This window comes from Candidatus Methylacidithermus pantelleriae, assembly GCF_905250085.1.
Taxonomy (GTDB): domain Bacteria; phylum Verrucomicrobiota; class Verrucomicrobiia; order Methylacidiphilales; family Methylacidiphilaceae; genus Methylacidithermus; species Methylacidithermus pantelleriae.
This window is the reverse complement of sequence record NZ_CAJNOB010000030.1, coordinates 1-10,994: the sequence shown is the minus strand read 5'-3', so window position 1 is coordinate 10,994 and position 10,994 is coordinate 1. Positions and strand designations below refer to the sequence as shown.

Here is a 10,994-nt window from a genome sequence, read left to right as displayed (position 1 = left end):
AGAAATCGGACTAAAGAACAACTCTCTGTGTTTGCCGAGCGCCTTTTGACGGCACAAATAGCCAGGAGGGAGCTTCGCCTCTAGTTGTCGGCTCTTGGCTTACACCCTGGTCGGAACGCTGCGACGGCTAGCTCTGCGAGGAACGAAGCGGCCCGAGGCTCAAAGTCGACACCCTCTGGCTCCATCTCTTTACGGTCGGCGCACTGGTGCGAGTCAGCGTAGGGCCTATGCTCCTATTGATGAGCAATGCCTATCCTTGAAAAAACCCTCTTTCTCGACAGTTGCCAAACGCTGCCTTGCTCAAGCCTCTCTCAAAACCTCTAGTTCCCTTCCTTTACCAAAGCCTACGCTTGGGCGGGGCTTTGCTTAAAAAATGGTTTTTTTACCTCTTTGCAGGGCTTGTCTTAGGGCAAAACGAGCGGAAGCTTGCTTGATTTTACCTTAACCCTTAACAAAAGCTTTTCGTTATTCAAACTCCTGGCAATTGACCGAATCAGCCCCTCTTTTGCCCGAAAGGTCAGGCTTTGCGGGAATTGGCGCCTAAAGCCTTGGCTCCAGCACGGTCTTTTGAGAAGCCTCTACTTTAGCGGCACTCCCGATGAGTGTGGGCTAAATGGAAACCTCTTTAGCGCTTGAAAAGAACTGTTGTGGTAGAGCACCGCGAGCCACGATAGGTCCTTTCTTACCGGAAGAGAAGAGCCAGTAGTCTTGTTTTTCCAAGATCCCAAGGAAGTACTTGTTTGATTCCAATTCGAGAAAGCCACGCTGAGTGCCACAAATCTCAACTACACTGAACGAACAGGCCAACCCTGCGCAAAAGGCTGCGATCCCTTTGGACAAGACTTTTCCCCGGGAAGGATCAAAGTGGGTTATTGCCAGCTCAGAGGCGTAAAAAGTCAAGCTTTCTCGATTAAAAGCCAATGCTGGGACCTACGGCTAAAGGCGGTTGAGCGGGTTGCGTTTGCGTGTCCCTCTCCCCAGGGCCGGCAACTCCAGCGGTACCTACCTCTCCGCTTGTTCTCCCACCGGCACACCCAGAAAGGAAAAGGACGGCAAAAACCAAGGCCAAGGCAGCACACCGCCACTTGGCCCCAGAAACGACCCAACCAAAAGCTCGATTCCAAGGACGGCTATTCATTCCCAAAGAAAAACGCTAGCGAGTCAAAAAGTTCAATTCTTTAAGCAAAAAAGGCCCCTTTTTTGAGGACCGTTTTTTCTTAGAAAGAAAGTCAAACGCTAATCCAGCCAGTCGCTCCAACCACGGAAAAAAACCTCTTCTCCCATGGGAACAACTGCAACACGCTAATCTTTTGGGTTCTCTGGAAGACTCGACAGCCTACAAGCCTTAAGCTTTGGGTTCCCATTGGTTAGTTTTTCCAGGGAATCCAACAGCCCATCCTTGTGGGAAAAACTTACGAGGATCGCTTGAGGCAATGGATCAAAAGGCTATTACCGTCTGGGTCGGAGATCACCGCTAGCCAGCAGACGGGTGTCTCGACGGGTTCCACTCGGAAAGGGACCCCACTGGTACGCAGGTGCTCTACCATAGCGGGAAAGTCCTCCACTTCCAAAGCTACACATCCCCCATTGGGGGAAGGCTCCCAACCTTCCACCCCATTTCCGATCCCTAGCGTGCTACCTCCAATGTCATATTCGACAAATCCCTGAGTTTCTGTTCCAAAAAGCCGGGCCGGTTCTAATGCTAAAATTCCCTCGTAGAAACGCCGTGCACGAGGCAAATCCGTCACCGGATAGGCCGAAAAAGCAATCTCAAGCACTTTCAATTCTGACCTCCTTTTGAGCACCATCCGATCGGGATGGTCGATGGATTGGGGAATTGGATTTTGCACGCAAAAGAAACCACGTTCCGCCTTTGTTGAGAACGGGGATTTTTCTTCCTCCTACCATCCCGCTGCTTGATTAGCCACTGTTTTCGTTGGGCTTGTGTACTTTTTTCGACCAAAGCTTTCCTTTCGAGAACCGGTTCGCTACAACATAAGCCAAAAGGTCAGCCTTTTTGCCGAATCGGCAAGGAGGTGCAAAGCGAAACCTTAGCTTTTTTCGAGGTTCCCTGGGGATAACGAGTGACCACGGTTTTGACCGAACGGGATTTTCTCTTCTTTGCTCTTGGGCTTCTCATTGGAGGAGCTTTGAGCTGGGCAATCTCTCGGGTTCGCTGGCTAACCGAGCTCGTTCGACGTGAAACCCAAAAGCAAAGCTTGGAGTCCTTGGTATCAGAACTTCGGGAGGAGCTTCAAAGGCACCAGTCCGAACTGGCACAGCAGCAGGAACTTGCTCACCAGCAAGCACAGGCCCGGTTGGAAGCTCAGACACGATGGGAACTAGCTCAAAAACAGCTAGAAGAGCAGAGGCAACTCCTCGAAGAAGCCAAGAATCGCCTGGTGGATACTTTCAAAGCCCTAAGCGCGGATGCCCTGCAACGAAATAATCAGGCGTTTCTCGAGCTGGCTCGCCAGTCGCTTCAGACCCTGTTGACAGAAGCTAAGGGCGAGTTAGGGCAAAAGGAACAAGCCCTGCAAGCTCTGGTACGGCCTCTTTCCGAGGCACTGGAACGGTACGAGACAGAGTTAAAAGCCATCGAAGAAAGCCGCCAGAAAGCCTATGGAAGCCTTGAGGAACAACTGCGAAGGCTTCTCTCGGTCAGTGACGAACTACGGCGAGAAACCAATCAATTAGTAAGCGCGTTTCGCAGCCCGCAGGTTCGCGGCCGATGGGGAGAGCTTACTCTTCGGCGAGCGGCAGAACTTGCCGGAATGTCCGCCCATTGTGATTATATCGAGCAGCCAAGCCTTGGTGGGCCAGGGAACAGACTCCGGCCGGATATGGTGATTTCTCTCCCTTCGGGAAGGGAAGTGGTGGTGGACGCCAAACTCCCCTTGGACGCCTACCTGGATAGTCTTTCCAAGACAAGTGAGGAGGCGCGAGCCGAAGCACTGAGCCGTCACGCGCGCCAGTTGCGGGACCATATCCGGGCGCTTTCTGAAAAAGGTTACTGGCAAACCCTGGCAAACAGCCCGGAGTTTGTCGTTCTTTTTGTCCCCAATGACGCGGTCCTCTCGGCGGCTCTGGAGGTGGAACCGGATCTTGTCGAAACCGCCATCGCCCAGAAAGTTGTGCTCGCTACACCGGCTACCTTCATTGCGCTCCTTCGAGCCATTGCGTATGGATGGAAACAGGAGGAATTAACTCGAAACGCCCAAAAGATCGCGGAACTTGGTCGCCAGCTTTACGACCGGCTTAAAACGTTTGTTGAACATTTCGGCGACCTTGGCCGTTCCCTCGAACGGGCCGTGGAATCTTTCAATCGCGCGGTGGGATCGTTAGAGACGCGTGTTTTGCCGTCAGCTCGACGGTTTCAAGAGCTCGGTGTTATCGGTGACGAACCGATCTCGGAGCTCAATCCGGTCACTGCATCACCTCGCGATACCGGAAACCAAGAAGAACAACCTAATTCGGAGGGGGGAGCTACCAGCTCTTCCAAGCCGTGATCAACTCCCACACAAGAGGGCAGACACAAAAAAGAGAAACGCTCCATTTGCTTCGTGCGTCGTTTTATACAGGTATACCCTTGCAGGAGAGCTTCCGGTTTCCACCCTATCGGCGAAAGGACGCATGCATGGGGAGCAAAAGAAACGATTTTTTTCCAAAAAAATGGCATGCTCGTCCTAGCTGGGCTTACTTTGTGAAGACCCTTTCGAGGCGCTAGCCAAGATGAAGATGAAGAGACGTCTCCCCATCGCCCTTGGTCTTATCGGGCTATTGCAGTCCTTTTTCGTTTTCAGCGTAATAGCTGACCCTCCTACCCGGGTGGGACGACTTAGCCAAATCGGAGGTCAGGTCAGTTTTGCAAGGGCAGGTGAAAGTCAATGGGCTCCTGCCTACCGGAATCTCCCCCTGACCACCGGGGATCGATTATGGAGCGCCGAACAAAGCCGGTGCGTGATCCATGTAGGGTCCACCGCCATTCGGATCGGTCCCTCCACAGAATTGGATTTTCTTGCGTTGGAGGACCGGTTCATTCAGTTGCGCCTCCCGCAGGGGCTTTTGTGTGTTACGCTCCATCATCTGCGGGAAGGAGAGACGATCGAGATCGATACCCCGTCCGCAGCTATAGTCCTCTTAACCCCTGGGCGTTATCGATGGGATGTAGAAGGAAACAGCGGGTCAACTCGGCTTACAGTTTGGAAGGGGCAGGCCCAGGTTACCGGTTCGAATTTTAACGTCACGGTCACGGACGGACAGTCGCTGATAGCGAACCAGGATGGGTATCGGTTAGATGTGGCCGGTGCTCCCGATCCGTTTGATCAATGGGTTGTGAGCGAAGACCAAAGAGAAGAACAAGCCAGAGCGAGAATGGCGCGCTACGTCTCTTTCGAATTAACCGGTTATGAAGAATTAGCCGATGAGGGGGAGTGGCGTGTGGTGCCCTCGTACGGAGCTGTGTGGGTTCCTCCGGCGCCCCCAGGTTGGGTCCCCTACCGGTTTGGCCACTGGATTTGGGTGGACCCATGGGGCTGGACATGGGTGGATGACAGTCCGTGGGGGTTTGCCACGACTCACTATGGGCGCTGGGCCTGGATAGGAGGAGTTTGGGCCTGGGTGCCCGGTGTAGTGGTAGCGGAACCGGTGTACGCTCCCGCGTTGGTGGTTTTTGCCGGACACCCGGGATTTTGGGCGGGAATAGGTCTCGGCGTGGGTGTCTCGATTGGGGCTGGGTGGTTCCCACTGGCTCCCGGTGAGCCCTACGTTCCGTGCTATGCGGTAAGCCCGGTTTATTTACGCAACATTAATGTGGCCTATGTTAACCGGACCGTGATCCAGAATATCACCCAGATCAATGTGACCAACCTCACCTACATCAACCGCACGGTACCCGGAGCGTTTACCGTTGCTTCCCAAGAAGCTTTTACCCGAGCTCTGCCCGTCCAAAAAGCACTGGTGAACGTGCCGAGGGAAGCCCTTGCCCGAGCCCCTGTATCTCCCCGACCACCCAGTATCACACCTACCGTTTCAAGCATCCAAGGCGTCATGTCAGGACGCCCTGCTCCCCAACCGCCTCACGCTCTGCTCGACCGGCCGGTAGTTGCCCTTCATCAGCCTCCTCCCGCCATTCCACCCTTAGCTCTTCGCCAGAACGCGCTTGCCCAGCATCCAGGGCTACCCCTGGCTCCCCATGAACTGGCAAGCTTGGCAAAAGTCCATCCTTCCGCAGCTCCCACTAGCTTAAAAATTCTTCCCTCACCGGCTCGCTCTTTTACCCCGCCCCGCCAAGCCTTCCAGGGTCCTCATCCGCCAGCAGAGGGAGGTGCGGCGAAGGCAATAACCCCTGGTAGTTTTCGGCCGTGGTCGCCTACGCCCCCTTCCCCTGTCCCTTCGCCTGGTCCCCGAGAGCGATTTTCTGGTTCAACTGGTTCTCTGCACACTCCTGCGAATCATCCTTTTTCGAACGCAAGGCCTTTTAGGGCAACCAGCCCGCTGGGCGCTCCCTCTCCCAAGGGAAGTTCTCCGGGCTCTTCTCGCTTCTCTCCTCCCCTCCCCCCTGGCAGCCGCCACATGGATTCCCGAGTTTCTGGCACCCAGCATTGGCGGTTCTCCGAACCAAGCCATCCTATGCCCCCGGCCAGCGTTTTGAACCCAGGATCGCGAGCGGCGGTCCGGGGGGTTTCTCCACCGACATTCTCGAGCGCTCCTCCGAAGCCTCACGCTATCCAGCGGGCTCAAAAGCCAAGCTTCCCCACCCAACGAGTCCCCAAGAACTCGCCCTCTTCTACCTACCGCCGCGTGGTACCTTCCCACAACCTGGAAGAGAAAAGAATCGCTCCCCGAGCTCATTCTTTGCCTCCTCCGTCTCCCCAACGACCGGTGCGTCACTCTCCCCCTCCCTCTTTTCGCCAGCCTCCGGCTGCTCATCCCTCGGGTAAGGAAAAACGTTAGGCCTCTGCTGGAATCCAACCGCTAGGCTTTGTTCCTAGAGACTCTAGGGTTTTTTGTTAGGAGAAGACACGCGGGCAAAGTTGCGTGCCGGCTTTTCGACACGGATGTGTTCGCCGGCAAAAGCTCTTAGGTGCCAAGACAAAGAGAATAAAACTGGCTCTTAACCTAAGGGAAGAAAAGCCATCCTGCTTCTCGGCAAGCCCGCCTGCTTCTCCTGGACCTTCACGCCCTTCTTTTGAGAAGCAAAGAAACCCCGCAAAGGGAGGGAAGCACGGTTTTCCCGTTTAGTAGAACCATTTTCAGTAAAAAAAGAGATGCGGTTCACCCTTGGGGAAAGGTTTCTCATGGGCTCGCGGGAGCTTAAAAAGACTCAGTCGCTAGATCACACCCGCTAAGCCTCGCTCTTATCTCCATGATCGGGGTCTCCAAAACATAGGGTAGCTCTCGCAAGATGGAGCTCTCACAGCTCCTCTTTGCTAGAAAGGACGCAAGCGCCTCTCCGCTGGGCCGCCTTCCCAGACCTTCCAGTTCTCCGAAAGCTTGGACAGATGGGGGAAACCTCCGACGCTAGCTCTTTGTCGGCTCCCTTCTCTGTTTCTGGCTGGAGCTTACGGGAAAGAGCTAGCGGCGCGTGAGGGCAAAAAGTACCGCCGCCGTCGTGGAACAAACTGCAAGCACGAGAGCCGTTCCGGTCCGCGGAACCGAGGCAAGCCACTCAATGACCCAAAGATCCCAACATGCCAGTGCAAAAAGAATACATGCGCGGAGGTACTGAGCTCGGCGGACAAGCCAAAAGGCCACCCCAGCCACGCAGAGTGTCCCAGCTAAAAGAATCACCCAGAGGTAGCTATGGCCGACGTGGGTATAGGATAAAAAACCCGCCCCCACCACAATTGCAAAGCCTCCCGCAAAGCCTGACCAGCTTATCAGTCGATCGAGACGCGCTCCCATACCCTAGAATGGCTCCTTTAGCGTTCCCAAAAGAAATAAAAGCAGAATGTGAACCTGCTGGATACCGGTTCGGTGTCACAGTTCTCTTGGTGAAAACGAGCACCCTTTGGGTACTCCGGTCTGTATGTAGTTCCTGGCACAACCAAGGTGCGGGAAGCTAGCTCCCCTTTTTTTCAGGATGGTTCGATTTCGTTGGGTTGCTTCCCCCCAATCTTCAAGGCTCTTGCCCATGCTGGGACGAAATAACCGCGGGGAGGTGAACAAGCGGCAAGGTTCCGCGGAGAGGCCCAGGAAGGTTCCAGATCTAAAGCCCGAACCAGCTCGTTTACCAAAACTTGTGGAGCCTAGGGGATTCGAACCCCTGACCTCCTCAATGCCATTGAGGCGCTCTACCAGCTGAGCTAAGACCCCAGATGGGAGCTCCACGCAATAGGAGAAACTCCCTCATTACTACTACCTACCCTTACCCAATCGGGATCTCCTATGCAAGAAAGCTATTCCACAGGAAGAAATCAACCTTTCTCAGTCGCTCGTAAGATAGCACGCTGATTTCTTTCGTCCGAAGGTTCTACGGTTTTGCGCGCTCCGACCTTTTTTGGGCCCAACAAGCTTATTTTTAAGTGAGTTTCTATCGTTCCACCCTCCACCCGAAAGTCCAGAGACCATACTCGAAAATTTCGAGACCGCGCCCGCTGGCCTGCGTGGCCCCTGGCAAGCAAGGTCACCCGGGGCTCCTCTTCGGGTTGGTGAAAGAAAGCTTTAAAAGAGGGGGCGCACGGGTGAGGACTGGCTTTGCGACGGTACTCTTTCCAGCTTGTGCCCAACGGGGACACCAATCCGAAACTGGTGACCTCCCGCAAAGCACTTGCTTGGTTAACGCAAAGGTTTATGGGACCTGAGACGAGTAGGCTTACGGGCACCAAACGCTAGAAGTGTCAAGACTCGCATAACTCACGGGAAAGGAGGCGCCAGGTCCGACGCAGAAATGCCGTCTCGGCCGGACCGATCAATGTATCTCCAAGCTCCGAAACGCGTGCTACCCTTCTCTCGCCTGGTTGCGCGCCAGCCGCATGGCGAGAAAGCCCGGGTAGCCGCCATTCCATAGACGCTTGCATCTCATGTGCCTCCTCCCAGCTGTTGGGGCTCAATCCGGTAGTGCTCGATTTGCACAATAGGTTCCCAGCTCAGCCGCACAGGGTCTTGAAGGGGCAGAAGCCGCGGTGTCGTCGCGCAATCAAAGACTGCATAGAGCCAGTAATCCGTACGCAACCGTTCTGCGGTCTTGTATTCGTTAGAGGTTAGGGCCACAGGACCCACGCCAGCGCGCCCTTTGACCTCAATGAAGCGAACAGTGCCGCTTTCAGGGTGCCGTGACAGGATGTCGAAGCCGCGGTCCTCGGCGGAGACATCCTCTGGAATCCAACCCCTTTTCCGCTCGTAGCGCATGGCTTCCTCCATGGCGATGCGCTCCACTTTCTAGTCGGGATCGTAGGCGTAGGTTCGAGTCTGGTGCTTGGGCGCCTCGTAGGTGGGCGCGACGCCGGGAGGGGGATTGTTCTTGCGCTTCACCTTGGAGTGCCGAAAGTCGCGCACGCTGTTGCGCTCCGCCTGATGCGTCTTCCTCTTGCATGGCATTGAACTTACTCCTTACGACTGCTGGCTCTGAGAGGCTTACGATCTCGGATTCTATCCAGAAGGGCCAGTGCCTCAAACGGCTCGCCGTCGTCCTCAATTGGCTCAGTACCCACGTAGCGGCCGGGTGTGAGCACGTAGCCGTGCTTGCGGATCTCTTCCACTGGGGCGCTCTTGGAAAAAGCCGGCGCCGTCCCGGTAATCGCCTGCGCCTGCCTGCCGCGCCCGACCTGAAGTCATAGCAATGCGGATTGGCCAGGTTGCAGCCGGCCTCGATGCCCTTCCCCCTTCACCGGACTCACCCGCCATAGCCCAACTCCTCCAACCGCTTCAGCAATCTTTCTATGGAAGGTTTGAGGGCCGGGGCATCAGGGGGCTGGCCGCCTCCCATTCGATGTCGAGGTCGATGTCGAAGTAGCCGTGAACCAGAACGTTCGCATCTCGATCATCTTGGCCCATTCGATTTCCGGCGCCATAGCCCGCACGTCTTCAGGCAGTGCCCTAGCCGCCTCCCCAATGATCTGCAAATGGGGGACGAACCAACCCTGCAAGAGTTCGTCTTGCTCACAAGCGGCTCGGCCCCTGCTCAAATAGCGCTCAATGGCAGCGATGGCATCCGGGATATGCCGTAGCCGTTCTTTCGGGTCTCTCATAATGGCACTGTCTCCTTGAAGACGCGCTCACAAATCCGTGCCTTGACGCCACGCTCCGTCACCACATCCACCGGGCGGCCCAGCAGCTGCGCGAGCTCATACTGAAGTCCGCCCAAGTCAAAGAGGCTCCGCCCCACTTCCATCTCCACCAGAAAATCGATGTCGCTCTCCTCATCGGCCTCGCCGCGGGCAGCAGAGCCAAAGACCCGGACGTTGCGCGCACCGTATTTGGCGCAGATGCGCAGGATTTCTTCGCGCTTTGCCTTCAGCAACTCCTCAAACGTCATATCCGAGCTCCTTCAGGTTCCGGGCGATGGCGGCATCAAACTTCGCGGCCTCCGCCTGCTTCTCGCGCAGTTGCGCCACCAGACCGGCCATCTTCTCCTCGAAGGGCTCGCCGTCGTCCTCAACCGGCTCAGCGCCGACGTAGCGGGCGGGCGTGAGCACTTACCCGTGTTTGCGCACCTCATCGAGCATGGCGCTCTTGCAGAAGCCGAGGATGTCCCGGTACTCGCCCGCGTCCTTGTCCCCGCGCCAGGCGTGATAGGTGCGGGCGATCTTCTGAATGTCCTCGTCCATGAGTTCCCGGTTGACCCGGTCCACCATACGACCCATCTTGCGCCCGTCGATCAAGAGCATCTGGCCCCGGGGGTCCCGGAACTTGCCGTTTTTCTTGCCCCGAGCGACGAACCAGAGGCAAGCCGGAATCTGCGTGGAGTAAAAGAGCTCGAGCGGAAGCGCCACCATACCTTTGGCCAGGTCCGCTTCGATGATGTTGTTACGGGTTTCGCCCTCGCCTAACTGGTTGGAGGACATCGAGCCGTTGGCGAGCACGAAGCCGTTCAGCCCCGCGGGCGTCGGGTAGCGGATCATGTGCTGGACCCAGGCGAAATCGGCGTTGCCGACAAGCGGTACGCCGAACTTCCAGTGCTTGTCCTCCCGCAGCTCCTCCCCCCAGCGCTTCATGTTGAACGCCCCGCTGGCGAGGATGAAGTCGGCCTTGAGGTCAGGGAAGCGGTCGTTGTGGAAGACATCCCCGTGGGCGATCCGGCCTTCGATGCTGCGCATGACGAGGTTCATCTTGGCTAGCCGCCAGGAGGTATAGTCACAGTTCCTGGATCTAAAACCCGAGATGGCCCCTAGCGGTATCGCCGTTGGCGTTGGCATGAGCCTCGGTAAACTTTCCCATCCGCCGGAGGTTCCCATGACCTCCACAAGGGAGGAGAGACTCATCCCTAGAAGGACTCGAGCAGGCTTTACCAGAAGCGCGACGACATCTTGGGTCCCGCAGAAGTCCCTGTCCTTCTTCCCTTGGCGCTCGTATACTGGGCCAACATGCACAAGCAAGACCCTTTGCAGCATATCACTGGCTCGGTTGTCACCCAACGAGGTGATCTTGGAGATGGGGTTATGACTTGCTAGAGGCGCTGCTTGTCCGGGCAGGAGGGCAGGCCTAGTCCGGGAAAGGGTTTTCCTCTTGAGACCCGGATCACCGCGCTCGATGAGAGCGATGAGCTGGTCTACGGGCTCGCCGATGGTGGACTCTCACCCGTTCTCCTGCCCGTAGGATCTGTGCGCTTTGGGAAGACCCAGAGGTGCTTCGGGACCAGGATCTTGAAGTGGACAAGGCCTCTAGGTTTTGATCCTAGCCTCTGGGTTTATTCCATGTACTACCACAAACGGTTGGAGAGTTGCCCGCGGAAGAAATAGCACAACACTACTCCCACGATAGCCCTCTTGAGACTGAGTCGTGCAACAATGGATAAACTTTGAGTTCACACTCCAGTCCAAGCGCTTACACAT

General features: G+C 56.1%; 11 protein-coding genes, 1 tRNA gene and 1 pseudogene. 2 read left to right on the top strand and 11 right to left on the bottom strand.

Translation table 11 applies throughout. From position 1 onward, the window contains the following. Positions 1-910: 910 nt before the first annotated feature. Both KK925_RS07220 and KK925_RS07215 read right to left on the bottom strand, forming a co-directional pair. Entirely contained in the window at positions 911-1,138 is a 228-nt protein-coding gene (locus KK925_RS07220; RefSeq protein ID WP_174583420.1) for a hypothetical protein, read from the bottom strand. A 274-nt stretch (positions 1,139-1,412) separates the two neighbouring features. Beyond that, complete coding sequence (locus KK925_RS07215) at positions 1,413-1,850, bottom strand: VOC family protein (protein ID WP_214096394.1); 438 nt, start codon at positions 1,848-1,850, stop codon at positions 1,413-1,415. Between the two features lie 234 nt (positions 1,851-2,084). Between KK925_RS07215 and rmuC the strand changes: the two genes are divergently transcribed. Together rmuC and KK925_RS07205 are read left to right on the top strand one after the other, a co-directional pair. Continuing rightward, positions 2,085-3,509 carry a DNA recombination protein RmuC gene (gene rmuC / locus KK925_RS07210; protein ID WP_214096393.1) on the top strand — a complete coding sequence of 475 codons (1,425 nt, stop codon included), beginning with the start codon at positions 2,085-2,087 and terminating at the stop codon, positions 3,507-3,509. A gap of 229 nt (positions 3,510-3,738) precedes the next feature. Next, positions 3,739-5,955: a DUF6600 domain-containing protein gene (locus KK925_RS07205; RefSeq protein ID WP_174583418.1), complete on the top strand. Its 2,217-nt coding sequence runs from the start codon at positions 3,739-3,741 to the stop codon at positions 5,953-5,955. 621 nt (positions 5,956-6,576) lie between these two features. On the opposite strand, the gene KK925_RS07200 is transcribed toward KK925_RS07205, so the two are convergent. The 9 genes and pseudogenes from KK925_RS07200 to KK925_RS07160 form a co-directional block, all read right to left on the bottom strand. After that, the gene (locus tag KK925_RS07200; protein WP_174583417.1) at positions 6,577-6,906 is read right to left on the bottom strand and encodes a hypothetical protein; all 330 of its coding nucleotides are present in this window, start codon (positions 6,904-6,906) and stop codon (positions 6,577-6,579) included. A gap of 338 nt (positions 6,907-7,244) precedes the next feature. Next, a tRNA-Ala gene (locus tag KK925_RS07195) sits at positions 7,245-7,317 on the bottom strand. Positions 7,318-7,841: 524 nt separating this feature from the next. Continuing rightward, positions 7,842-8,021: a hypothetical protein gene (locus KK925_RS07190; RefSeq protein ID WP_174583416.1), complete on the bottom strand. Its 180-nt coding sequence runs from the start codon at positions 8,019-8,021 to the stop codon at positions 7,842-7,844. A 1-nt stretch (position 8,022) separates the two neighbouring features. Beyond that, positions 8,023-8,379: a DUF3883 domain-containing protein gene (locus KK925_RS07185; protein WP_268905638.1), complete on the bottom strand. Its 357-nt coding sequence runs from the start codon at positions 8,377-8,379 to the stop codon at positions 8,023-8,025. Positions 8,380-8,612: 233 nt separating this feature from the next. Further along, positions 8,613-8,748 (bottom strand): annotated as a pseudogene (locus KK925_RS11455) (N-6 DNA methylase); the annotation flags it as partial. Between the two features lie 158 nt (positions 8,749-8,906). Next, positions 8,907-9,191 (bottom strand): HepT-like ribonuclease domain-containing protein, encoded by a 285-nt coding sequence (locus KK925_RS07175; protein WP_214096391.1) that lies wholly within the window; start codon positions 9,189-9,191, stop codon positions 8,907-8,909. Further along, positions 9,188-9,478 carry a nucleotidyltransferase family protein gene (locus KK925_RS07170; protein WP_174583414.1) on the bottom strand — a complete coding sequence of 97 codons (291 nt, stop codon included), beginning with the start codon at positions 9,476-9,478 and terminating at the stop codon, positions 9,188-9,190. The genes KK925_RS07175 and KK925_RS07170 overlap by 4 nt, the downstream gene beginning before the upstream one ends. After that, complete coding sequence (locus KK925_RS07165) at positions 9,468-9,638, bottom strand: hypothetical protein (RefSeq protein ID WP_214096390.1); 171 nt, start codon at positions 9,636-9,638, stop codon at positions 9,468-9,470. Before KK925_RS07165 ends, KK925_RS07170 begins: the two co-directional genes overlap by 11 nt. After that, the gene (locus KK925_RS07160) at positions 9,639-10,259 is read right to left on the bottom strand and encodes an N-6 DNA methylase (RefSeq protein WP_214096389.1); all 621 of its coding nucleotides are present in this window, start codon (positions 10,257-10,259) and stop codon (positions 9,639-9,641) included. Positions 10,260-10,994 lie beyond the last annotated feature (735 nt).

Bases quoted from the DNA above. Each gene is read 5' to 3' on its own strand.
- KK925_RS07220 (WP_174583420.1), bottom strand. From the start codon at position 1,138: ATGAATAGCCGTCCTTGGAATCGAGCTTTTGGTTGGGTCGTTTCTGGG.
- KK925_RS07205 (WP_174583418.1), top strand. From the start codon at position 3,739: ATGAAGAGACGTCTCCCCATCGCCCTTGGTCTTATCGGGCTATTGCAG.
- KK925_RS07200 (WP_174583417.1), bottom strand. From the start codon at position 6,906: ATGGGAGCGCGTCTCGATCGACTGATAAGCTGGTCAGGCTTTGCGGGA.
- KK925_RS07190 (WP_174583416.1), bottom strand. From the start codon at position 8,021: ATGCAAGCGTCTATGGAATGGCGGCTACCCGGGCTTTCTCGCCATGCG.
- KK925_RS07175 (WP_214096391.1), bottom strand. From the start codon at position 9,191: ATGAGAGACCCGAAAGAACGGCTACGGCATATCCCGGATGCCATCGCT.
- KK925_RS07170 (WP_174583414.1), bottom strand. From the start codon at position 9,478: ATGACGTTTGAGGAGTTGCTGAAGGCAAAGCGCGAAGAAATCCTGCGC.
- KK925_RS07160 (WP_214096389.1), bottom strand. From the start codon at position 10,259: ATGCGCAGCATCGAAGGCCGGATCGCCCACGGGGATGTCTTCCACAAC.